Raw genomic sequence first — 24157 nt, 5'->3', positions numbered from 1 at the left:
ACGACACAGAGCCTCAGGGCGAGCCTACCGCGCCGAGGACAACCTGCTCCGCCGGAGTCGGAGATCGGTGCGGGCGGAAACCGCTGTCGACGGGGTCAACTCCGCGGGGTGAGCACTCCAGCGCTGCCGCCACCGCGCCGTACGGGTTCGGCAGCAGCAGTCATCCCGCCGGCCTGATCGAACTCGATGGCGGTCGCTGCTCCGATCTGAGAGGCGCTGGTAAAAGCGTCGCCGGCCTTCTTGACCTTGTAACCCATCGCGGTGATTCCCGGGCCTTTGCTGGTAATGTATTCCGGTTCGGCGGTGACTTCGGCGGTGTTGCGCAGTGAGGCGCGGGGGGCGGCGAGGGCTTGAGGGGTGGTCATGCCCAGGTCGAGACGGTTGACGATGGTCTGCAACACCGTGGTGATGATGGTCGATCCCCCTGGCGATCCGAGGGCAAGGAAAGGTGTGCCGTCGCGGGTGATGATGGTCGGGGACATCGATGATCGAGGCCGTTTGCCTGGTTCGATGCGGTTGGGGTCTTTAGCGTCGTACACAGTGGTGAAGTCCGTCAATTCATTGTTCAGCAGGAAACCCCGGCCGGGGACCACCATGCCGGAGCCACCTGTCTGTTCGATACTCAGCGTGTATTCGACGATGTTGCCCCACTTGTCGGCGACGGTGAGGTTCGTCGTGGAGATGTTCTCGGTGTCGGGTTTTTCTGCTGGGGCAGTGGTGTGGCAGTCCTTGGTGGCGGTGACATCTCCCGGTTTGACTGGGGTGACCAGTGCCTTGTCCGCGGCGATCAAACAGGCGCGTTGAGTCGCAAAGTCGGTGGACAGGAGGCGGTCGGTGGGGACTTTCACGAATGCAGGGTCACCGGTGTATTTAGCTCGATCGGCGAAGGCGAGCGCTGAAGCGGCCAGGTACTGGTGCTGGGCTTTGTCTGCGGGCAGAGACGTGAGATCAACTTTTTCCAGGATGCGCAGAGCTTCACCGACGGTGGTCCCGCCAGCAGAGGATCCGTTCATGCCGTGGACGGTGTAGCCGCGGTATCCCGATTGCAGGGCGCGGCCAGCGACGGTGCGGTATCCCTTGAGATCCTGCGCGGTCATCGATCCGGGGGGCACTGGCAGCGTCGTCCCAGGAGTTTTCTTGGGTGCGTTGACGGTCTTGACGATGCCATCGGCAACCGGTCCGGCGTAGAAACCCTCAGCGACGCCCTTGGCGCCCATCAGTCGGTACGTCGCCGCGAGGTCGGGATTGGTGAAGACCGTGCCGACCGCTGGGGCATCACCTTTGGGTAGGAATAGCGCTGCAGTGTCTGGAAATGCCGCGAAGCGGTCCTTGTTGTCCAGGGTCTGGCTGCGGAAGGTTTCGTCGACGACAAAACCGTCGTGGGCGAGTTTTGCAGCAGGTTCAAGGACCTGGCCCAGTTTCTTAGTGCCCCAACGTCGTACGGCGTCTTCCCAGGTAGCGGGAGTGCCGGGGACTCCGACACTGACACCACTGGTGACCAGATGCGGCGTGAACTGGTAAGGCTTGCCGGTCTTGGGGTCGATGAACGCATCCGGTCGGATCGCGCGGGGGGCAGTTTCCCGCCCGTCAAGGGTGTGCACCGTCTTGGTTTTGGCCTCGTAATACATGAAGTATCCGCCGCCACCAATGCCAGCGCTGTAGGGCTCGGTCACTCCCAGTGCAGCGGCGGTGGCGACGGCAGCATCCACAGCGTTGCCGCCGTCACGGAGCACGGACAGCCCGACCTCGGTCGCATAGTTATCCACCGTGGTGACAGCGCCTCCAGTCCCGACAGCGGTGGGGACCTTGGGTGGTTGGGGTCGGTTGGCCTCGGCGGCGTAAACAAGCGGAGTCGACGACATCACCAGGGTGGTCGCCAAGCAGAGTCCGCTCCAGGTCATGGCTCGTCGTCGCACGGACATCCTCCTGGCTGGGGCACACGGGCAGCATCACGTCTCAGGTGTGGACATAGGGAGTCCGACCTGAGATCAGTGCTCCCACCCTGCCAGCCCACTCGGGTGGACGGAAGAGGATCAGCGGGGAAATCGCTCGATGATCAACGCTTTCCACGTGACGGAGTCGGTGCCGTCCCAGTGACGGTCAGGTCGGTGAGTAACACCGTGCGGATGAGTTGGGCGGCCCAGTCAAGCACGGCTTTGTCCCGCAGCGGTCGCCCACCCACCGGCGCTGTCTTAGGGGTGGGGACCAGGATGGTACGGGTCGCTGCTTTGACGACCGTGCCCTTATACAGTCGCTGCAACCTCATGATCTTGCTCTCCGGGAGGTCCACCGGACCAAAGCGGATGAATTGGCCCTGCACCCCTACGTCGCCGACCCCGGCCGCGCGGGCCACGGTTCGGAGCCGCGCCACGTCGACAAGGTTCTCCGCTGCCGTCGGGAGCGGGCCATACCGGTCGACGAGTTCTGCGACGATCTCGTCGAGTTCTGCTTCGTCAGTGACCTGAGCGAGTTTCTTGTATGCCTCTAGACGCAACCGCTCCCCTGGGACGTATTCGTGGGGTAGGTGCGCATCCACGGGCAGCTCGATCTTGATCTCCACGGGCTGCTCGACCCGGTCTGGGTCTCGGAAGTCCGCGACAGCTTCCCCCACGAGCCTGACATAGAGATCAAAACCGACCCCAGCGATATGCCCCGATTGTTCTCCGCCGAGGAGGTTGCCTGCACCACGAATTTCCAGGTCTTTCATCGCCACCGCCATCCCGGCCCCCAGATCGGTATGTGACGCGATCGTGGCCAGCCGGTCATGGGCGGTCTCCGTCAAGGTGTGACCTGCGGGATACAGGAAGTAGGCGTAGGCCCGCTCCCGACCTCGCCCCACCCGGCCTCGCAGCTGATGCAATTGGGACAACCCCAGGACATCGGCGCGATCCACGATCAGAGTGTTGGCGTTACTCACGTCCAGACCAGTCTCGACAATGGTCGTGCACACCAGGACGTCGTACCGCTTTTCCCAGAAATCCACCACGACCTGCTCCAAGCGCGACTCACCCATTTGACCGTGCGCTGTCCCGATACGCGCTTCCGGCACCAGTTCTCGCAGCCGGGCCGCTGTCTTGTCGATGGACTGAACACGGTTGTGCACGAAGAACACCTGCCCCTCGCGCAACAGCTCCCGGCGAATCGCGGCAGTCACCTGCTTCTCGTCGTACGCCCCGACGAAAGTGAGCACCGGATGCCGCTCTTCCGGCGGAGTGGCCAAGGTCGACATCTCTCGGATGCCGGTCACCGCCATCTCCAGCGTGCGTGGGATCGGCGTGGCTGACATGGCCAAGACATCCACATTGGTCCGCAGCGCTTTGAGCTGCTCTTTGTGTTCCACACCAAATCGTTGCTCTTCGTCGATGACCACCAAGCCGAGATCTTTGAAGCGAATGCTGCTGCTGAGCAGCCGATGTGTGCCGATCACCACATCCACCGATCCGTCCGCCAAACCGTCGATCACCGCGCTCGACTCAGCTGGGGTCTGGAACCGGGACAGCGCTTTGACCCGCACCGGGAATTGGGCGTACCGCTCAGAGAAAGTCACCAGGTGCTGCTGAACAAGCAAGGTGGTGGGCACCAACACCGCGACCTGCTTGCCGTCTTGGATCGCTTTGAAGGCGGCGCGCACCGCGATCTCGGTCTTGCCATAGCCGACGTCCCCGCAGATCAGGCGATCCATGGGGACCTCCTTCTCCATGTCAGCTTTGACCTCGTCGATCGAACTCAGCTGGTCCGGGGTCTCGATATACGCGAAGGCGTCCTCCAGCTCACGTTGCCAGGGCGTGTCCGCAGCGAAGGCGTGTCCGCGGGTGGCCATCCGCGCCGAATAGAGTCGGATCAGCTCGCCAGCAATCTCCTTGACATGCCGCTTCGCTCGCGACTTGGTCTTAGACCAGTCCGACCCGCCGAGTTTGTTCAGCGTGGGAGCTTCTCCCCCGACATACCGAGTGACCTGATCAAGCTGGTCAGTGGGGACAAACAGTCGATCGCCCGGCTGCCCACGCTTGGAGGAGGCATATTCGAGGACCAGATATTCCCGGGTTGCCCCCTGCACAGTGCGTTGGGTCATTTCCACAAACCGGCCCACTCCGTGCTGCTCGTGCACCACGAAGTCGCCAGGCCGCAGCTGCAACGGGTCGACTTGCTGACGGCGTCGAGACGGCATACGCCGCATGTCCCTGGTCGACCCACCAGCTGTGGCCGTGCCAGTCTGCCCGAGGAGATCAGCCTCAGTGACCACGACCAGGTCGGCTCCCCGCGCGACAAAACCACGCTGGAGGCAGCCGGTGGTCAGGTGCACCCCGCCTGCTACCGGTCCAGACGTCGGGTCGATCTCACCAACGGTGGCAGGCACCCCCTGATCGGCAAGCACCTCAGCGAGACGCTGCCCTAGCCCGGCGCCTTCGGTGACAACGACAACTCGCTGATGTTCCTCCACTGCCCAACGTCGCAGATCTGCCCGGATGGCCTCTCCATCGCCGTGATACCCATCGAGGTCCCGACTGGGCACCGTGACAGCGACGGCGTCGTCACCGCCAAGGTCGCCCACCAGTTCGTCGTCAGCGGCAAACGCGGTCAAGGTCCACCAGGGCAGCCCCAGCTCTATGGCCCGCTCGCGGGTCTGCGCCAATGTCCAGAACGATCCGGTGCCGAGCATCGACTCCAGATCCACGGGTACCGCTCCGCCAGCGGCGGCCCCGGCCCAGCTGGCCTGTAGAAACTCCTGACTGGTGGCCACCAGGTCTCGTGCTCTGGCGCGCACTCGTTCAGGCTCGATCACCACGACCCGGGAGTCCTTCGGCAGGACATCTAAGAGAGATTCCATTCCCTCCACCAGGACTGGCCCCAGCGACTCCATTCCCTCCACAGCAATCCCTGCGGCAATCTTGCCGAGCATGTCAGCCACTCCGGGAAGCTGACTCATCAGGGCGGCGGCCCGCTCGCGGACCGCGTCAGTGAGCAGAATCTCCCGGCACGGTGGCGCCCACAGCCCATGCGTGGCCAGACCAACAGAGCGTTGATCGGCGACCGTGAAAAATCTGATCTGCTCAACCTCGTCGCCAAAAAACTCGACCCGCACCGGGTGATCTTCTGTCGGCGGGAACACATCCAGGATCCCTCCCCGCACCGCGAACTCACCGCGCCGCTCAACCAAGTCGGTCCGCACGTACGCCGCAGCCACCAGAGCTTCGACCACGGCGGATAGGTCATGGTGCTGCCCGACCCGCACCGACACCGGCGTCAGCTCCGCCAACCCGGTCACCACTGGTTGAAGCAGCGCCCGGACGGGCACCACCACGACCCGCACCGGCCCGTACGTCGAGTCCTCCGGATCGGGATGCACCATGCGACGCAGCACCGCCAGACGCCGCCCGACGGTATCGCTGCGCGGGCTTAGCCTCTCGTGCGGCAGCGTCTCCCAACTAGGCATGAGGACGACGTCATCGGCCGGCAGGAAAGACCGCAGCGCCGTCACGGTGTCATCGGCTTCGCGACCTGTCGCGGTGACGAGCACTAAAGGCGCCCCTACCGGCTGCCTTCCAGCAAGGACCGCCGCTAACGGTGGACGCGCCCCTGGAGCGACTGCCACGTCGACTAGCGACTGCCCCGACTCGGCCAGATCAACCGCACGCTGGACCCCCTGGTCGGCAAGCAAGGCGGTCGCCAGACACTCCAGGGTCATCGGCTCTCCTGTCAGGGATCACAGCACAGCGTGCTCGTGAAATGACGGCTGACCGCGACGGCTCACCGTCACCGGTGAGCCCACCACGGCTTACGCTCCAATGCGTCACCCCACAGGTGACGCCAGCAGCTTCTCGGACGTCGTTCAGAGTATCTGGATCCCCCGACAGGTCTGTGACCGGCCGGTACGTCGTCTCGACGCGTCCAGGGCCGACCACGGTTCACCCCCGACCAGGTCAGTAGGCCCCAGAGCTGTGCGTCACGGCACGGAACGTGCGAATCAGAATATGCAGATCACCAATCGGCGACCAGTTATCGACGTACCGCAGATCCAATCGGAGAGACTCCTCCCAGCTCAGATCGCTGCGGCCAGAAACCTGCCACAGCCCGGTCATACCCGGTCGCACATGCAGGCGTCGTAACGCATCCGGCTCGTACTGCTCCACCTCTGCCGGAAGCGGCGGACGGGGACCCACCAAAGACATATCGCCGAAGAGCACATTCAACAGCTGAGGTAGCTCGTCAATCGAGAACCGCCGCAACACCTTGCCGACCCGGGTGACTCGTGGGTCGTCCTTCATCTTGAAGAGGACACCATTGCCATCGCTCTGCGCGCGCAACGCCTCCAAGCGCTTCTCAGCGTCCACACACATCGTGCGGAACTTGTAGATGAAGAAAATTTCGCCACGGACTCCGACCCGTTTTTGCATGAAAAAGACCGGGCCTGGATCGGTGATCTTGATCAGCAATGCGACTGTCAACAGCAGCGGCGAGAGAAACAAGACCAGCAGGAAAGCCAACGTCCGGTCCATCACACTCTTGAGGAACATCGACCGGGTCGCATGGGCTGGCCGCTCCACATGCAGCAGCGACAAATTGTTTGACGGGCGGATCGACATCCGAGGACCAGCCACGTCAAGGAGCCCAGGAGAAACGATCAACTCGACGCCGCGCTCTTCCAATGCCCACGCCAAACGCCGCAATGCTTTCCCCGCCAAGTCAGGGTGTGAAGCCACCGCGACGACCTCGGCGTCGTACAAGTCTGCTGCAGAGATCGCATCGCGCGGAGTCCCCATCACCGGGACGCCTTCAATCGAACTCGTGGCATCCCAACTGGCATCCATCCCTGAGGCGCATACCGCCACCGGCAACAGCCCTTGGGTCGGTTCGTTCTGCATGCTGCGCAACAACGACGCCGCCGCATCAGCACGCCCCACCACCACGGTGCGCTGCATGAGTTCGCCCTTTTCCCGGCGTCGCCCCAACCACAGGCGCATTTGCCTGCGGGTAGCGAGGCCACTCACCAGAAGCAACGGCATCAATACCAGAACGTACGCCCGCGCCAACTGCCAGTTAGTCAAGAACGACGCCACCGCCAGCAGCGCCAGCATCCCCACTACGGCTCGTCCAACGGAGCGATACTCCTCGGTGGAGATGCCCAGATATCGGCGTTCATACGCATTGGCCATGGCCAACGCTGCCACCCAACACAAGCCGACGACCGGGACGATCCACAGGTAGGGCTCCTGCAGATCCGAATCCCCAAAGCGAATCATGGCCGCCGCCACACTGCACAGGACTCCGACAGCGACATCCACGATGATCAACCTGGTCAGATAAGCACGTGACCAGCCATTACGCAGAGAGATTCGCTCCGGTGTCCCCCCTAAGCTCGGTGCGAAGATCTCGGTGGAGTTGACCGGCACCTCCAGCCGCTCCACCATGGCGCCCCGACGCTCTGAACGATGCCTGGCGCGATCATTGTGTCGTGCGATGTCGCGCTCATGAATCGACACGTTGCCAACCCCTCCCAGTTGGAACAGATGCACTGCATGGATGCCGTCCTCCCCGAACAGGTCCTGTCGTTACCCCCAACGACAGGACCTAGGAATGGCCGGATCCCTCTTCCCACTCACCACCTGGAACCGCATCGCCCTATGGACGAAGCACCCCCAGAAGTCTCCCCAGACGGTTCGGAAGTGGCAGCCGAACGCCGGTCCAAGAGTACCCTGACCGACGGACAGAACGGGCCGAGAGGCATCCCCAGACTCAGCATCTGGTTGAGGGCCATCTCCGTGCTCACACAGCGCCAACGCCAGGACCGCGACATGAGCATCCCTGGTCGCAAAGGGAATGCGCGGACGGACGATGCCCAGTCACCGCGGGAGGTCGAGCACAGTGTGACCTCGGACGATCAACGCTTCCAGCAACTCCGCCGCATCCGCAACGACGAACGGCAGCTCCTTGCGCTCAGCGGGAGTGAAATCTCGCAGTACGAAATCGCCGGGAGATTGACGCCCCGGCGGGCGACCCACCCCGACGCGCAATCGACAGTAGTCACGTGATCCCAGCGCCGAGGAGACCGACCTCAACCCGTTGTGCCCTGCCTCACCACCGCCACGTTTTAACCGCACCTCACCGAAGGCCAACTCCAGGTCGTCATGCACGACCACGACTGCTGGCGAAGCCACTGAATAGTACGTCGCTAGGGCCTTCACCGGGCCACCAGACTCATTCATGTAGGTCGTCGGCCGCGCCAAGATCACCTGTGGGCCAGGGCGTCCCCCGGGGAGGGTGCCCCATCGAATCTGGGCGATAGAAGCCCGCGCCCGATGCCGGCGCAGCGTGGCCCCATGCTGCTCGGCAATGGCATCCAGGACCATTGCCCCCACGTTGTGTCGGTTCCCGGCGTACTGCCCACCCGGATTGCCCAGCCCCACGACCAATGCCGGGTCCAGAGGCTTCGTAGCTGAGATCTCGGTCACAGCCCCAGATTATCGGGGGACGCCGACGCCACCGACCACGGCTGATGGCACCAGGCTTTGCACCCTGAAGGGGGTGACCGTCACGACGGTCACCCCCTTCAGCTCTGATGTCGGAGTGCAGCCTGGGCCACCCTCCCTCTCGACCAGATCAGGCCTCGGCGTCCTCGTCTGACTCCGCAGCCTCACCCAGCTCTGCTTCCAGCGCTTCGGCGGAGATCGCCTGGCTGACGTTCACGACGAGGGTGTCAGGCTCGGTGACGAGCTCAACGCCAGTCGGCAGGACCAAGTCACGGGCGTGAATCTGGGTGCCTGGTGCCAAGCCCTCAACCGAAACCTCAAGGCCGGTGGGGATGTGCGTGGCCTCCGCCTGGACGTGAACGGTCTGCGTCTCCACGTTGACGACAGTCTCCGGAGCTGCATCACCCACGGTGGAGACAACCAGGTCGACGACGACCTTCTCGCCCCGACGCACCGCGACCAGGTCGATGTGCTTGATGATCGGCTTGATGACGTCCCGCTGGACCTCCTTGACCAGGGCCAAGTGCTCCTCACCGTCAACGACGAATGTCAACACGGCGTTGGGGACCTTCACGGCCAGCATCATCTCGTGGCCGGGCAGGTTCAGGTGGATCGGGTCGGAGCCGTGGCCGTACAGGACGGCGGGGATCTTGTGCTCACGCCGGACGCGACGGGCCGCGCCCTTGCCAAACTCGGTGCGCTTCTCAGCAGCGATCGTGGTGTTCTCGGCCATAGCCGACCTCCTCGGGGACGGACAAGGCATCGACCCTGCCCAGATACGGCACCGGAACGTCCGGTGTGAGTGTCACGCAGCCTCGGAATGGGACATCACGCGGACGCCGCAGCGAGCACAAACCACAAGGCCATGCCCGAACCGGGCCGCGTCGATCACGGATCACTAGACCGCAGAGCGGCCGCGCATCATCCCTCGCCGAGGCAACGGTTCATGGTATCTGCTCCGAGGACAGCACCAGAAATCCGAGCCGAGGCCGGTCCCGACGACGTATGCCGTGCGAACCGACCGGGTTCGGGCGGATCAGTTGGGGGCATCAAACAGGCTCGTGACCGATCCGTCTTCAAACACCTCGTGAATCGCTTGGCTGATCAGTGGGGCAATCGAGAGCACCTGCAACTTGTCGAAATGCTTCTCGGCAGGAATAGGCAGCGTATTGGTCACGATCACTTCCTGCACCGGCGAACGACGCAACCGTTCGACAGCTGGGTCAGAGAAGATCGCGTGGGTCGCGGCGATGACCACTCCACTGGCCCCAGCAGCCAGCAAGGCATCGGCGGCCTGACAAATCGTGCCCCCAGAGTCGATCATGTCGTCGACGAGCACACACATCCGGTCCTTGACATCACCGACGACCCTGTTGGCCACGGACTGGTTAGGCCGGGTGATGTCGCGAGTCTTATGGATAAACGCCAGCGGCGCCCCGCCGAGCCGTTTGCTCCACTGCTCGGCCACCTTGATACGTCCGGCATCCGGGGAGACTACGGCCAACTGCTCATGGCCATATTTTCCGGCGACATAATCAGACAGGATCGGCAACGCCTGCAGATGATCGACCGGTCCGTCAAAAAATCCTTGGATCTGCGCAGTATGCAGATCCACGCAGATGAGCCGATCAGCTCCGGCGGCCTTAAAGAGGTCAGCCATCAATCGGGCGGAGATGGGCTCACGACCACGGTGCTTCTTGTCCTGACGGGCATAACCGTAGAACGGCAGCACCACGGTGATGCGCTTCGCCGAAGCCCGTTTCAGGGCGTCGACCATGATCAGATGCTCCATGATCCACTCGTTAATCGGCGCCGTATGGCTCTGGATGCAGAAAGCATCCGAACCACGAACCGACTCTTCGAAACGGACATAGATCTCAGAGTTAGCAAACTCATAAGCCGTGGTGGGGACAGGGTGGATACCCAGACATTCGGCGACCTCATCAGCCAGCGCAGGATGCGCTCGGCCGGACAGGATCATCAGGCTCTTCTCGGTGGTGCGTTTCAACGAGGTCACTTCTGGGTCTCCTGCGAAGTCGTCTGGCCGGTCTGCTCGGTCGCCGCTGCCGCCGCTCGCGCGGACGCATCGGTCCTGGTGCCGGCGCGACGTCGAGCCACCCACCCATCGATATTGCGTTGTCTGCCCCTCGCTACGGCGATCTGCCCAGGCTGAGTGTCATCGGTCAGCGCAGATCCTGCGGCGACGTAACACCCATCGGCGACAGACACTGGCGCCACCAGGACGGTCTGGGACCCCACGAAGGAATCCGCACCGACGTACGTCTGGTGTTTGGCGACCCCGTCGTAGTTGGCGAAGATCGTGCCAGCGCCGATGTTGGCCCCAGGACCAATGACAGCATCACCGCAATACGTGAGGTGCGGCACCTTCGCGCCATCCCCGATCTGGGCGTTCTTGGTCTCGACGAATCCACCGATCTTGCCCTTGACACCCAACTCGGTGCCGGGACGCAGGTAGCTGAACGGCCCGACAGTCGCGCCATCCCCGATCACTGCGTGATGAGCTTCGGTGCGTTTGACCTCCGCCCCGTCGCCAATCTCGCAGGACTCGATCGTGCAGTCCGGCCCGATACGAGCCTCGGTGCCGATGCTCGTCGCCCCCAACAACTGGCAGTTGGGCTGGATCACCGTGTCCTGCCCGATGGTGACGTCCACGTCGATCCACGTGGTCGCCGGATCCACGATGGTCACCCCGGCGCGCTGATGCGACTCGACGACTCGACGGTTGAGCTCAGCGCCCATCCGGGCCAGCTGCACCCGGTCGTTGACGCCTTCGGTCTGCCAGAGGTCTTCGATGAGGTGGGTCTGCACGCTCAAGCCGCGGGACCGCGCCAGCCCCAGGACATCCGTGAGGTATTTCTCGCCCTGGACGTTGTCAGTGCCGACCTCCGCGAGCGCATCGCGTAACAGGTCACCGTCGAAAGCGTAGATCCCGGAGTTGATCTCGGTGATCTGCCGCTGCTCTTCGGTGGCGTCTTTTTGCTCGACGATCCCTGTCACGGTGCCATCAGAGTCCCGCAGGATTCGGCCGTAGCCGGTGGGGTCTTGGACGTGGGCGGTCAGGACGGTGGCAGCGCAACCGGCGCTGTCGTGGCGGTCGAGCAGCGCGGCCAAGGTGTCGGTGGTCAACAGCGGTACGTCGCCGTACGTGACCAGGACAGTGCCGGTCAATGGGCTGGGAAGGGCGTCCAAACCGCATTCGGTGGCACGCCCGGTGCCTTTGACCTCGTCTTGGTCGGCGATGACAGCGTCTGGTGCGACGTCGGCGACATGCGCGGCGACGCGGTCACGCTCGTGGCGGACGACAACGGCCAGGTGGTGTGGTTGGAGACCGCGAGCAGCGGCGATGGCGTGGCCGAGGAGGGAGCGACCCCCGATCGGATGCAACACCTTGGGTGTGGAGGACTTCATGCGCGTCCCCTCGCCTGCGGCGAGGATGACGACAGCGGCGGGACGACTGGTGGTCACAGGCGTGCTCCGGAGGTCGGGGGTAGACGGGCAGCGTGGCGTGACCATCTGAACGGGAACGGACTGAAGACGCCCGGACCTGGTCTGGAGCGCCAGCACCGCTCGTCATCGTACCGCCGGGGCGGCTCCGAACCTGCCTCACCCGTCGAACTGGGACGGTGTGCGTCCATCCGTGGGGGACCTGCACGTCGGGTGCAGGAACGAGCCCACTGAACTGGACGCCTGTTGCGCATGATTCTCATATTCGATGAAGGTACGATCGGCGACGTGTCGGCCCAGGCTCTTGCTCCCCCCGCCCCCCGCTGGATCGACCGCCCAGCCCGCCTCCCGCTGCTGTGTCTCGCATTGGCCGTGTTGCTGGGCGTGTCCATCGTGACCGCCATCGCCAGCGGTGGCGCCGACGTATCCCTGTCGCAGACCGTGCACTACCTGACCCAGGCCATCACCGGCGGCACCATCGCCCGGGACGAGGTGTCGTCATACCAAATCATTTGGCAGGTACGCACGCCCCGCGTCCTTCTTGCCGCCCTCGTCGGTGCTGCACTCAGCGCCACCGGCGCCGTCATCCAAGCCATGGTCCGCAATGTCCTCGCCGACCCGTTCCTGCTTGGCGTCAGCTCCGGAGCCTCCGTCGGAGCCGTCAGTGTCACCCTCGCCGCCGTCGGCATGAGCTCCCTGGGAATGGGCGCTTTAGCCTCCACCCTCGGCGTCTTCTTCGTCACCGGCGGCGCCTTCCTCGGTGCTCTCGGCGCCAGCGCCCTCGTCTGGGCGGCATCCTGGCAACGCGACAGCGGCGTGACCCCGGTGCGACTCGTCCTGACCGGGGTGGTCCTCGCCGCCGGATTCCAAGCGATCATGAGCGTGCTCATCTATCTCGTCCCCGACACCGAATCCACCTCCACGGTGCTGTTCTGGTCAATGGGCTCCTTCGGGGCTGCTGCCTGGGCGCTCCTGCCGGTCGTCACCGTCTTCGTGGCCCTCGGCCTCGTGGTCTACCGCCGCCACGCCTCCACCCTCGACGTCCTCTCCCTTGGCGACGAAACTGCCGCCAGCCTCGGCGTCGACGCCACCGCGGCCCGCCGTACTCTCTTTGTCGTCCTCTCGCTGACCACCGGCGCAGTCACCGCCGTCAGCGGCTGCATCGGCTTCGTGGGACTCGTCGTCCCCCACATCGTGCGGATGCTCGTCGGCGCCACCCACGCTCGCGTGCTAGCTGTCGCTCCTCTCGTCGGTGCGATCCTGATGGTCTGGGTTGACCTGATCGCCCGCACCCTCGTCGCCCCGCGCGAACTCCCCCTCAGCGCCATCACCGCCCTCATCGGCGTCCCCGTCTTTATCGTGCTACTCCGGCGGCGCGGTCACATCCTCGGAGGCCACCGATGACCGGTCAGCTGGACATTCGCGACCTGACCGTCCGCCTCGGCGGCCACGACATCGTCCGCGACCTCACCCTGAACGTCCCCGCCGGCGACATCGTCGGACTCCTCGGACCGAACGGCAGCGGCAAATCCACCCTGCTCCGCACCGTCTACCGGTCACTAACCCCACACGCCGGAGCGCTCGTGCTGGACGGCGACGACCTGACCTCGTTATCGCTCCGCGATAGCGCCCGACGGGTCGCTGCACTCGCCCAAGACAGCAGCTCCGACCTGGACTTCACCGTCGAAGAGATCGTCCGGCTCGGCCGCAGCCCCCACCAAGACCGCGGACGCCGCCTCACCACCCGCGAACTCGACCTGGCTGACACCGCCATGGACCGTCTCGGTGTCAGCCATCTGCGCCACCGCGGGATCCTCAGCCTGTCCGGCGGTGAACGTCAACGCGTCCTCATCGCCCGCGCCCTGGTCCAAGAACCCACCCTGCTCGTCCTCGACGAACCCACCAACCACCTCGACATCACCCACCAGTTGCGACTGCTGTCGCTGCTGCGCGGTGGGACCACCACCGTCCTGGCGGTCTTGCACGACATCAACCTCGCCGCGGCAGCGTGCGACCGCATCTATCTCCTCCACGACGGCCGGATCGTCGCCTCTGGCACCCCGGCCGAGGTCATCACCACACCGATCATCCGACAGGTCTACGACGTCGACGTCCTCATCGTCGAACACCCCGTCACCGGCCGACCCCAAATCCTGCACACCCTCGAACCCCTGGAGCGAACCCGATGAGCACAGCCCGGGCATCCCGCCGTACCGCCACCGCCCTCGCGCTGATCGCTGGGCTGGCCATGACCACCTCCTGCGGCGCGACCGTCGCCGACAATGCCGGCGGCAGCAGCTCCACCGCCGCCGAAGTCCAGGTCCAACGGTGCGGCGAAACCGTCACCTACCGTGACCCGCGCAAAGTCATCGCCTATGAAGGTGGCTCCGCCGACAAAATGTTTGCCCTGGGCCTCACTGATCGGGTCCTCGGCTACGTGATGACCCCCACCAACCCTGACCCGGCCACCTCGCCGTACGCCGCGGACTACGCGAAAGTGCCGTTGCTGTCTTCCGACCTGCTCAACAAGGAACTGGTCGTCGACAAGAAAGCCGACATGGTCATCGCCGGATGGAACTCCGGCTTCTCTGAAAAACGCGGGATCACCCCGAAGATCCTCGACGGGCTAGGCATCGCCAGTTTTATGCACACCGAATCGTGCTTCGCCTACCCCGGCCACCCCGAGACGATGAAACCGCTCCCCGCGCTCTACGCCGATTTTGAACGCTTGGGAAAGATCTTCCACGTCGAGGACCGCGCCACCGCCAAAGTCAACGAATTCAAGGACCGCATGGACAAGGTCCGCAAAACCGGATCCGAACTGCCCAGCAAACCGAAAGTTTTCCTGTACGACTCCGGCACTGACCAGCCCGCCACCGCAGGCAACCAGGTGCCTGTGCAAGAAATCATCGACGCCGCCGGTGGGACCAACATTTACGCCGACCTCAACCAACGGTGGACCAAAACCAGCTGGGAATCCGTGGTCAAAGCTGACCCGGACGTCATCATGATCATGTCTTACCGCGACAAGCCCGCTGAGGAAAAGATCGCCGCACTCAAAGCGAACCCTGCCTTGGCTAAGGTCGCCGCCGTGAAAAACGACAAGTTTTATGTCATCGACTACAACGAATGCATCTCCGGGCCCCGCAACATCGATGGCGCAGAAAAATTTGGCGCCTGGCTCGCGAAGAACCACAACTGACCTGAGATCCGTCAGCTGAGGCGGGCGACGTCGGTGCTATCCTGCCGCCCACCTCAGCCCGCCTGAGCATGCCGCACTCAGCTCCTGTTCCTACCACTCCCCGCCGTCATCGACCGGGGGCTGAGTGTGAAAAACAGGAGCTGAGTGCGAGGTCGAGGCCCACGCGATACCAGACCGCGCTGCTGTCGGCGTCCCGGTGCATGTCGTCGCGGCTCGACTGGGGCATATGGACCTGGAGATCACCCTGCGCGTGTATGCCCACGTGTTGCGGGATCAGACGTGGAACGCGGCGCAGTCGTTCGCCGATCTGCGCGATGAGGAGTTGTCTCGGTGAGGCTGCTGCTAGCAAGGCGCCCAGGTACGCCGAGACCGTAGGCCATCGCGAGACGCTGACCTACGTGAGTGGTTCCCCGGGATGGAATCGAACCATCGTCGCTAGTCCTGATTCAAAGTCAGGCGGGCCCTGCCAGCAGACCAACCGGGGAAGGTGTCTTCGCCGTAGCGACGACCCCCACAGCCTAGTCGAGTCCGAGAGTGCCTTGGACCACGTTCCGCTGCACGAACGTCACCGTCCCGAAACTGGAGGTGCGCGAACGACTCCGGTCCTCGGGAGAGAATGGCTGAGTGACGACGACGAAAGGCACGCCCTTGCCCCGTGCACGGATGACCGGGAAGCAGCGACGTGAGCAACTCTTGGGCATCGGGCGGACTTTGTTTGCTCAGAAGGGCTTCGAGGGGACCACGGTGGAGGAGATCGCGGCGCAGGCTCGCGTGAGCAAGCCGGTGGTCTACGAGCACTTCGGTGGCAAGGAGGGGTTGTATGCCGTGGTCGTGGACCGGGAGATGGAGGTGCTGCTGGGGTTGATCACGAAAGCGCTGACGAGCGCTGGTAGCCCGTATGCCTTGGTGGAGCGGGCCGCGTTGGCGCTGCTGGACTATATCGAGTCGTCCAGTGATGGCTTCCGGATCTTGGTGCGGGATTCTCCGATGGGGCAGTCCACGGGAAGTTTCGCCACGTTGATCAGCGACATCACCCGGCAAGTGGAGTATCTGCTGGTTGAGGAGTTCCGCCAGCGGGGGTTGGATCCGTTGACGGCGCCGATGTATGCGCAGATGTTGGTGGGCATGGTCGCGTTGTGTGGGCAGTGGTGGTTGGACTCACCTCGCCGCCCGAAAGAGGAGGTTGCCGCGCATGTGGTGAACCTCGCGTGGAATGGCCTGTCCCGGGTGGAACCGAACCCGCGATTGCGGGAGCGTCGGCCTGGGGAGGACCAGCGTTCCCACCCCAGTTGATCTTGATATCGAGATATTCCACCTCGAGAGGCCTCCGGAGCGGTGGGCCGACAGACCCGCTCGTTAGGCTGTCGACATGAGTCACCAGCGGTCGAGCAGCACCGGGAACGACGAGGTCGACACGATCGTCGCGGCGTGGCACCGTGAAGCACCGGATCTTGACGTCGAACCGCTCCACGTCTTATCCCGACTCACGCGGCTCGCACGGCACCTCGATCTCGCCCGTCGGACCGCGTTCGCCGAGCACGGCTTAGAAGTATGGGAGTTCGACGTGATGTCGGCGCTACGACGCTCTGGAGCGCCGTACGAGCTCTCCCCCGGCGACCTGGTGAAGGCGACCCTGTCCACCAGCGGCACCATGACCAACCGCATCGACCGGCTGGCCCGGCGCGGCCTCGTTGACCGCCGCCCCGACCCCGCCGACCGTCGTGGCGTGCGGGTGCGGCTGACCACCCAAGGGTGCCGCATCACCGAGGATGCCCTGGCGGGGCTCCTTGACCATGAACGGGGCCTGCTGGAAGACCTCGATCCGGACGAGCGTCGCCAGCTCGCAGCGATGCTCGCCCGAATCATGGCGGCTTTCGAGCACTGACCTGGCTGTGCGAACACTGACCCCGCCAGGCCACGCGTCACCGATCAGGGTTCGGCGATCTCCGCAGCTTCCAGCCACGCCAGTTCCAGCTCTTCACGTTCCTCGACGATGGCTCGCAACTTCTCGTTGAGCTCCAAGACGGCCGCGTGGTCAGCGGCCTGCGCCACCATCTGAGTGTGCAGTTTTTCCTCAGCCTGCGACAGTTTGGACAGCTGCCGATCGACCCGGTTGAGTTCGCGCCGCGCTTCACGAATCTGCGCCTGAGTGGACGGGGCTGCCCCCGACGCTGCTGGTGCCCTGCCAGCGCTGCCGCCGCCACTGGCCCCCCCGCTGCCGGTGCTGCTGGCCGCCATCTGATGCCGCAACTCCAAATACTGCTCGACACCACCGGGCAGGTCACGGACTTTGCCGTCACCGAGCAGCGCCACCTGCCGGTCACACATGCGTTCCAGCAGGTAACGGTCGTGACTGACGACTAGGAGCGTGCCAGCCCAGCCGTCTAAAACGTCTTCCATGGAGGTGAGCGTCTCAATGTCCAGATCGTTGGTCGGCTCGTCGAGGACCAACACGTTGGGTTCGGTCATGAGCAGCCGGAGAAACTGCAAGCGGCGACGTTCCCCACCGGAGAGTTCACCCACCAGAGATTGCTGGCGCAACCCAGTGAACCCGAGCCGCTGCGCGAGTTGGCTAGCACTGATCTCGCCTTTGCCGAGGGCGATGTAGCTGCGGACCTCGCTGATGGCGTCAATGACTTTAGTGTCGGCGAGGCGCTCGAGTTCGGTGACTTCCTGAGATAAGAACGCCGTCACGACGGTCTTGCCGACTTTACGGCGCCCCGCGGTCAGGTCGACCTCGCCGAGGAACGCCCGCAGCAGAGTGGATTTCCCGGCGCCGTTGACACCAACGATGCCGACTCGGTCGCCGGGCGCGAGTCGCCACGTCACCCGATCCAGCAAAGTCCGTTCGCCCCACCGGATTGTCGCGTCGAGCAGGTCGATGACGTCCTTGCCGAGACGCCGGGTTGCGAAACTCACCAACGACACCTCGTCGCGGGGCGGTGGCTCGTCGTCGATGAGCGCGCTGGCCGCTTCGATACGGAATTTCGGTTTGCTCGTCCGAGCTGGCGCACCCCGGCGCAGCCACGCCAGTTCCTTACGCAGCAGGTTGTCCCGCCGTTCTGCAGTCACCGACGCGATCCGCGCCCGTTCCGCTTTAGCCAGCACGTACGCCGCATAACCACCTTCGTACGACTCGACTCGCCCGTCAACGACCTCCCAGGTGGATGTCGCCACCGCATCCAAGAACCACCGGTCGTGCGTGACCACCACCAGCGCCGCGTCACCACGGGAACGCACCTGCGAGAGGTACGACGCCAACCACGCCACCCCTTCGACATCCAAATGGTTGGTCGGCTCGTCGAGCAGCAACACATCCGGGTCAGCGACCAGCAAAGCCGCCAACGCGATCCGGCGTCGCTCCCCACCAGACATGGGCCCGATCACTGAATCCAACCCACCCACGCCAGCTGCGTCGATCCCGCCGAGCAGCCCATCCAAAATCGTGCGCACCCTCGGATCAGCGGCCCACTCATGCTCGGCCTGCTCACCCAGCACCGCGCGGCGTACTGTCCAGGACGGATCGAGGGCGTCGCTCTGCTGCAACACCCCCATGGTCAGACCCGTCGTCCGTGCCACCCGCCCAGAATCGATCTCCCGGTCTCCGCTGAGCACCCGCAACAACGTGGACTTGCCGCCCCCATTGCGACCCACCACCCCGATCCGGTCGCCGGTAGCCACACCCAAGGACACCTCATCAAGCAGATGCGTCGTTCCCAGGGACAGATCGGCTTTCTCCACCGAGATCAGATTCGCCATACATCCTTCGTTTCCACACGGGGCCGCACCCACCGGGGCGGCCGAGACTCATCACCGGACTGAAACACCACGTCAGGGCGTCGCCGATGTCACCACATGCGCACCATGCACCGGACCCACCGCCCGGACCACCTCATCGGCAACCCCAGACGCCGTCAACGCCACCGCCAGGTCCAAGGCCCCTTCCGGGCCGTCCACCAGGAAAGCCACCGTCGGACCCGACCCTGACACCACCGCACCCAGGGCACCAAACTCCTGCCCCGCCGCCACCACCTCACGCAGCCGAGGCTGCAACACACACGCTGGTTCTTGCAGGTCATTACGCAGCGCCGCCGCCAATGCCTCCACCTCACCAGAACGCAGCGCCTGCATCATCGACTCCCCCGGCCGCGGCTGCGCCACCGTGGTGGCCTCCGCACCCCGCATCCGGTCCAATTCCGCGAAGACCGTCGGCGTCGACAAACCCTGTGCACTGGGCACCAGCACCCAGTGGTAGCGACCCCGCCCCAACACCGGAGCGATCTGCTCACCCCGTCCCGACCCGATCGCCGTCCCCCCCACCAACGCGAAATTCACGTCACTGCCTAACTCTGCGGCGCACTCATCCCACAGATCACGCCGCCCACCCACACCCCACAGGTGGTCCAAAGCCACCAACGTCGCCGCCGCGTCCGCCGATCCGCCAGCCATCCCCCCCGCCACCGGGATCTCCTTGGCGATATGCACGAGCGCGGGCCCCGCCTCCGCCGCGCCGCACCGCTCGGCCAGCAACCGGCCTGCCCGCACCACCAGATTGTCATCGCCCACCGGCACCAGATCGGCGTACGGCCCGCTGACCTGCACCGACCATGCGGGAGCAGGAGTCACCGTCACCTCGTCGAAGACACTCACTGCATGAAACACCGTCGACAGGTCGTGATACCCATCCGGGCGCAACGGCCCCACCACGAGTTCTAGGTTGATCTTGGCGGGGACCCGCACGGTCACCGAACTCGGAAGGGCGCTGCTCATGGGCCCACCCTATGCGCTCGCGCCGCCCCGCCCCTCACCATGCGCAGCAGCCACCCGCACAAAGTCCTCCACACCCAGCTGCTCCCCCCTGGTCCGCGGATCCACTCCCGCCGCCACTAATGCTGCTTCCGCGCGATCCGCTCCGCCAGCCCACCCTGCCAAGGCCGCCCGCAAGGTCTTACGACGCTGCGCGAACGCCGCATCCACACACGAAAACACCGCCGAACGTGGCGGCGACACTGGCTGCCCATCACGATCCTGCACCGCCAACGGCCCCGGGCGACGGACAAACTCCACCAATCCCGAATCGACGTGCGGAATCGGCCAAAAAATCGCTCGAGGCACCGTCCCCGCCAACCGGACATCGCCGTACCAGGCAGCTTTCACACTGGGCACGCCGTACGCCTTGCTGCCCGGACGAGCCGCCAACCGCTCAGCGACCTCCCACTGCACCATCACCAACGCCCGCTGCAACGACGAAAAGCGCTCCAAAAACGTCAACAACACCGGGACGGACACGTTATACGGCAGATTCGCCACTAACGCTGTCGGCGCCGCCCCCGGCAGCTCCGTCACGGTCATCGCATCAGCCTGCACCACCTGCAACCGCCCCGCATGCGCCGCTTGCAGCCGTGCCACGGTGTGCGGCAACTCCGCTGCCAGCACCGGATCGATCTCCACCGCCGTGACCTGCTCAGCAACTTCCAACAGGGCCAATGTCAACGATCCCAACCCCGGACCGATCTCCACGACGCTGTCCTGCGGACCCACCCCCGCCAACCGGACGATCCGCCGCACCGTGTTGGCATCAACGACGAAGTTTTGCCCCCACTGTTTCGTCGGTCGAATCCCCAACCGACCGGCAATCTCTCGGATCGACGCGGCCCCCAACAACTCATGCCCCGAATGCACCAAAGCGGCTTCCTGACCAGTCAGGTCCTCAGCGGCACGGTCCCCAGGTTCGGTGTACGACATGGTCACCAGCCTATCCAGGGTGGCCACCACCTGCTGACCGTCGCGCGCTCACCAGCACCCGGACACCCCCGGTGGGTGCGCCCCGACACATCCAGGGCGCACCCACCGAGATGAGTGACAGATCCTCAGGCCAGGCTCGTCAAATAGGCGATCGACGCTCGTACGTCGGCAACGGGGCCCTCGCCTTCCGGCTCGCCCGGCAGGATGGTGTCCTGCTCCAAGACATACCAACCGTCGAACCCAGCAGCGTTCAAATCGCCGATGATCGAAGCGAAGTCCACGTCTCCCGTGCCCAGTGGGACATAGATCCCGGCGCGCACCGCGTCGGTGTAGGTCAACTCACCGGACTGCACCTGCGCCACCACATCCTTGCGGACGTCCTTGGTGTGCACGTGGTTGACCCGGCCCGCATACCGGCGGACCAGATCCACCGGGTCGGTCCCACCGATCATCAGGTGACCGGTGTCCAAGCACAGCCCGATCTGCGAACCCGCCATGACCCGCTCGACCTCGTCGGCTTTCTCGACCATGGTGCCGACGTGGGGGTGCAAGGTGGCTTTGACGCCCCGCGACTCCGCCAGCTCCTTCAACCGGTCCAGGTTGCCCAACAACGCCGCCCACCCGGAGTCGTCGAGGACCGGACGGTCGTCGTACCCGTCCTGACCGGTCGCTGCCGCCAAAACCAGGACGTCGCCGCCCGCCGCCTCAAAGCTGTCCAGCTCTCGCGCCACCTCTGGGACCGGGTCGTGGTCCGGGTCGTGCAACACGACCGGCACGAAGGCCCCCACTGCCGCCAGACCGTACGGCGTCAATGCGGCCGCGCGCTCTGCGGGCGCTTCGGGGAGCCAGCCCTGCGGGCCGAACTCGGTGGCGGTCAAACCGACCTCTTTCATCTCGGTCAGGACTCGCTCCGGCGTCAGTTGGTAGCCCCAACCGGGAACCTCACACACACCCCAAGAGATGGGGGCACCGGCGATCTTCATGGACGTGCTCCTTTGCAACAAGACGATTCAACTCGGGGAACGCACGGGACGGCGCGGGGGCCGGACCCGTCAAGACAGACGGACCCGCTCCCCAGTTCGCGCGCTGTGGGTCGCGGCGTCGGCCAGCGCCAGGGCGGCGCGACCGTCAAGGACATTGGGGGTCACCGGGCCACCGGATTCGCAGGATGCGACAAAAGCTGCCAGTTCCGCAGCGTACGCGGCGGTGTACCGCTCCAGGAAGAAGTCAAGATACGGTGCGGCGGCTTCGGTGTACCGCGCGCCCGAATAGCGCACTGAGGTCGCCCGGTGGTTCGCCGCGTCCAACATGCCGGTGGATCCGCTGACTTCCAACCGCTGGTCATAGCCCGACGGGCAGTGCCGATTGTTGATGATCGTGGCAACCGCACCGGATGCCGCAGTCAACGTGACGACCGCAGCGTCGAAATCACCTGCTGCTTTGATCTGCGGGTCCAGGTTTTGCCCCACGGCGCTGACCTCGACAATGTCACCCACCAGGAACCGGGCCATGTCGAAGTCGTGGATGGTCATGTCCCGGAAGATGCCACCGGACTGAGCGACATAGCTGGCTGGAGGTGCTGCCGGGTCCCGGCTGATGATGGTGACCTGCTCAATCTCTCCGATCTCACCGGCTGCAGCGCGCGCCTGGATCTGCGCGAACCCCGGGTCGAAGCGGCGGTTGAACCCGATCATCACCTGCGCGGCGCGCTCACCCAAGGTGGCGATGCACTCGTCGACACGGGCGATGTCCAGGTCGACGGGCTTCTCACACATGATTTTCTTCCCCGCGGCGGCGGCGGCGAGGATGTGATCGACGTGCAGTGGCGTGGGGGATCCGATGATGACGGCATCCACGTCGTCGGCAGCGAAAACATCATCCACCTCGGTTGTGTGGCGAGCGCCGTACTGCTCTCCCAGGCGTTGTGCGCCGTCGCCAAACGGATCGGCGATCAGGGTCAGCCGGGTGTGCGGGTTATCGGCCACGGCCCGGGCGTGCACAGTTCCGATGCGGCCTGCGCCGATGACGGCGACGTTCACCATGTCGGTCTCCCTTGACTGAAGGTGTGATGCGGTGATGGGTAGAGGTGGTGCTGGGGGTGTGTCAGGAGCGTCGAATCTCGTCGACGTGGACGGGTCGTCCTTCGGTGAAGGAGACTGTCGCGGCCATCGCGACGTAGAGGGCTTCCAGGGCGTCGGCGGCGGTGCATGGGCTGGGGGTGCCATCACAGACGGCGTCGATGAAAGCGGCGAGTTCTGCGGCGTAACACGGTTCGAACCGTTCTAGGAAGTTCACCCAGACCGGCCCGGGGAGGTCGGTGTGGCCGGGTTCGGTGGAGAACTGTGGTGCGCGGGAGTCAAGGCCGACGATGGCGCCGCCTCGGGTGCCGGAGAGTTCCATTCGTACGTCGTGACCGGCCCCGTTATAGCGGGAGGTGTGTGCGGTGCCGAGGGTTCCGTCTTCCAGGGTCAGCACGAGTACGGCGTCGGAGGCATCGTGGGAGGCTTGGTAGACGGGGTCTCCTTTAGCGGTGCCGAGGGCGTAGACCGTTTCGATCCGCTGCCCGGTCATCCATCGCAGGATGTCGAAGTCGTGGATGAGGCAGTCCCGGAAGATGCCGCCTGAGGTGGGGATGAACGAAGGGTCCGGGGTGTCCATGTCGCAGGTGAGCATGTGCACTCGGCGGAGTTCGCCGAGTTCTCCGGAGCTGAGTCGTCGTTTGGCTTCGAGGTATCCGGCGTCGAAGCGGCGGTGGAAGCCGATGTGGTTGAGGATGCCAGCGGTTTCGAGGGCTTCGATGGCTCGGCGGGCTTCGGCGATGTCCATCGCGACTGGTTTTTCGCAGAACACTGGCATCGTGGCGTGGGCAGCCCTGATCAGCAGGTCGGCGTGGGTGTCGGTGCCGGTGGCAATGATTAAGGCGTCGACTCGGGAGGTGTCGAAGACGTCGTCGACATCCCCGTGGGAGACGCCTAGTTGGGCAGCGACCTGGGCGGCGCGTCCTGGTGCCACGTCGGCGAGGACGAGCTCTTCGACGCGGGGCAGGTCCCGGAGCGCTTGGGCGTGTCCAATGCCGATTCGTCCGATGCCGAGAAGACCTACTCGTACGCGCTCGGCCATCGTGACAACTCCTTCGTCGTCGTGCCCCCGAGGGCACTGGTGCATGCGCTCGGAAGGAGCGCACGGTGCAGTGAACGGCCAGTGGACAGGACATCGACGACCGTCAAGGCACTAGTCGACAGTTTGTGAGCATGTCCTGTCAAGGCCGGGAGTCCTT

Annotated in this window: 18 protein-coding genes, 1 tRNA gene and 1 pseudogene; 5 read left to right on the top strand and 15 right to left on the bottom strand. The window is 64.6% G+C overall.

Annotated features, from left to right (window positions below; translation table 11 throughout):
* Nucleotides 1-95: 95 nt before the first annotated feature.
* The 7 genes from ggt to glmU all read right to left on the bottom strand — a co-directional run bounded on the left by ggt (nt 96) and on the right by glmU (nt 11954).
* Nucleotides 96-1922, bottom strand: a complete 1827-nt coding sequence (gene ggt / locus KEM60_RS08825; RefSeq protein ID WP_370626338.1) for a gamma-glutamyltransferase — start codon at nt 1920-1922, stop codon at nt 96-98.
* A 134-nt stretch (nt 1923-2056) separates the two neighbouring features.
* Nucleotides 2057-5686, bottom strand: a complete 3630-nt coding sequence (gene mfd / locus KEM60_RS08820; RefSeq protein WP_219107160.1) for a transcription-repair coupling factor — start codon at nt 5684-5686, stop codon at nt 2057-2059.
* 235 nt (nt 5687-5921) lie between these two features.
* On the bottom strand, nt 5922-7481 hold the full coding sequence (locus tag KEM60_RS08815) for a sugar transferase (RefSeq protein WP_370626337.1): 1560 nt from the start codon (nt 7479-7481) through the stop codon (nt 5922-5924).
* A 360-nt stretch (nt 7482-7841) separates the two neighbouring features.
* Nucleotides 7842-8450 (bottom strand): aminoacyl-tRNA hydrolase, encoded by a 609-nt coding sequence (gene pth / locus KEM60_RS08810; protein WP_255574414.1) that lies wholly within the window; start codon nt 8448-8450, stop codon nt 7842-7844.
* A gap of 148 nt (nt 8451-8598) precedes the next feature.
* Nucleotides 8599-9201: a 50S ribosomal protein L25/general stress protein Ctc gene (locus KEM60_RS08805; protein WP_219107159.1), complete on the bottom strand. Its 603-nt coding sequence runs from the start codon at nt 9199-9201 to the stop codon at nt 8599-8601.
* A gap of 303 nt (nt 9202-9504) precedes the next feature.
* A complete protein-coding gene (locus KEM60_RS08800) occupies nt 9505-10485 on the bottom strand; it encodes a ribose-phosphate diphosphokinase (RefSeq protein ID WP_219107158.1) in 981 nt (326 codons plus the stop codon).
* The gene (gene glmU, locus KEM60_RS08795) at nt 10482-11954 is read right to left on the bottom strand and encodes a bifunctional UDP-N-acetylglucosamine diphosphorylase/glucosamine-1-phosphate N-acetyltransferase GlmU (RefSeq protein ID WP_219107157.1); all 1473 of its coding nucleotides are present in this window, start codon (nt 11952-11954) and stop codon (nt 10482-10484) included. The genes KEM60_RS08800 and glmU overlap by 4 nt, the downstream gene beginning before the upstream one ends.
* Before the next feature lie 267 nt (nt 11955-12221).
* On the opposite strand from glmU, the gene KEM60_RS08790 reads away from it, so the two are divergent.
* Genes KEM60_RS08790 through KEM60_RS08780 form a run of 3 tightly spaced genes read left to right on the top strand, consistent with a single transcriptional unit; the run spans nt 12222 to nt 15135 of the window.
* Nucleotides 12222-13337, top strand: coding sequence for an iron ABC transporter permease (locus KEM60_RS08790; RefSeq protein WP_255574413.1), 1116 nt, complete (start codon nt 12222-12224; stop codon nt 13335-13337).
* On the top strand, nt 13334-14122 hold the full coding sequence (locus KEM60_RS08785) for an ABC transporter ATP-binding protein (RefSeq protein ID WP_219107155.1): 789 nt from the start codon (nt 13334-13336) through the stop codon (nt 14120-14122). The genes KEM60_RS08790 and KEM60_RS08785 overlap by 4 nt, the downstream gene beginning before the upstream one ends.
* Nucleotides 14119-15135: an ABC transporter substrate-binding protein gene (locus KEM60_RS08780; protein ID WP_219107154.1), complete on the top strand. Its 1017-nt coding sequence runs from the start codon at nt 14119-14121 to the stop codon at nt 15133-15135. The genes KEM60_RS08785 and KEM60_RS08780 overlap by 4 nt, the downstream gene beginning before the upstream one ends.
* A 403-nt stretch (nt 15136-15538) precedes the next feature.
* Here the strand turns inward: KEM60_RS08780 and KEM60_RS08775 are convergent.
* Nucleotides 15539-15620, bottom strand: a tRNA-Gln gene (locus KEM60_RS08775).
* Between the two features lie 178 nt (nt 15621-15798).
* On the opposite strand from KEM60_RS08775, the gene KEM60_RS08770 reads away from it, so the two are divergent.
* A complete protein-coding gene (locus tag KEM60_RS08770) occupies nt 15799-16428 on the top strand; it encodes a TetR/AcrR family transcriptional regulator (protein WP_219107153.1) in 630 nt (209 codons plus the stop codon).
* A gap of 76 nt (nt 16429-16504) precedes the next feature.
* A complete protein-coding gene (locus KEM60_RS08765; RefSeq protein ID WP_219107152.1) occupies nt 16505-17020 on the top strand; it encodes a MarR family winged helix-turn-helix transcriptional regulator in 516 nt (171 codons plus the stop codon).
* A gap of 44 nt (nt 17021-17064) precedes the next feature.
* Here KEM60_RS08765 and KEM60_RS16930 read toward each other — a convergent pair whose 3' ends face one another.
* The 7 genes and pseudogenes from KEM60_RS16930 to KEM60_RS08735 form a co-directional block, all read right to left on the bottom strand.
* On the bottom strand, nt 17065-17964 hold the full coding sequence (locus KEM60_RS16930; protein ID WP_370626350.1) for an ATP-binding cassette domain-containing protein: 900 nt from the start codon (nt 17962-17964) through the stop codon (nt 17065-17067).
* A gap of 443 nt (nt 17965-18407) precedes the next feature.
* Nucleotides 18408-18894: pseudogene (locus KEM60_RS16925) on the bottom strand (ATP-binding cassette domain-containing protein); the annotation flags it as partial.
* A gap of 72 nt (nt 18895-18966) precedes the next feature.
* Entirely contained in the window at nt 18967-19905 is a 939-nt protein-coding gene (locus KEM60_RS08755) for a 4-(cytidine 5'-diphospho)-2-C-methyl-D-erythritol kinase (RefSeq protein ID WP_219107150.1), read from the bottom strand.
* A gap of 9 nt (nt 19906-19914) precedes the next feature.
* A complete protein-coding gene (gene rsmA, locus KEM60_RS08750) occupies nt 19915-20880 on the bottom strand; it encodes a 16S rRNA (adenine(1518)-N(6)/adenine(1519)-N(6))-dimethyltransferase RsmA (RefSeq protein WP_219107149.1) in 966 nt (321 codons plus the stop codon).
* A gap of 125 nt (nt 20881-21005) precedes the next feature.
* Nucleotides 21006-21863 (bottom strand): TIM barrel protein, encoded by an 858-nt coding sequence (locus tag KEM60_RS08745; RefSeq protein WP_219107148.1) that lies wholly within the window; start codon nt 21861-21863, stop codon nt 21006-21008.
* 69 nt (nt 21864-21932) lie between these two features.
* Nucleotides 21933-22922 carry an inositol 2-dehydrogenase gene (gene iolG, locus KEM60_RS08740; RefSeq protein ID WP_219107147.1) on the bottom strand — a complete coding sequence of 330 codons (990 nt, stop codon included), beginning with the start codon at nt 22920-22922 and terminating at the stop codon, nt 21933-21935.
* 61 nt (nt 22923-22983) lie between these two features.
* Nucleotides 22984-24000, bottom strand: coding sequence for a Gfo/Idh/MocA family oxidoreductase (locus KEM60_RS08735; protein ID WP_219107146.1), 1017 nt, complete (start codon nt 23998-24000; stop codon nt 22984-22986).
* Nucleotides 24001-24157 lie beyond the last annotated feature (157 nt).

It is taken from the genome of Austwickia sp. TVS 96-490-7B (genome assembly GCF_019331795.1).
Taxonomy (GTDB): domain Bacteria; phylum Actinomycetota; class Actinomycetes; order Actinomycetales; family Dermatophilaceae; genus Austwickia.
Note: the sequence above shows the minus strand (reverse complement) of the source record. Positions and strands in the feature narration are given on the sequence as shown.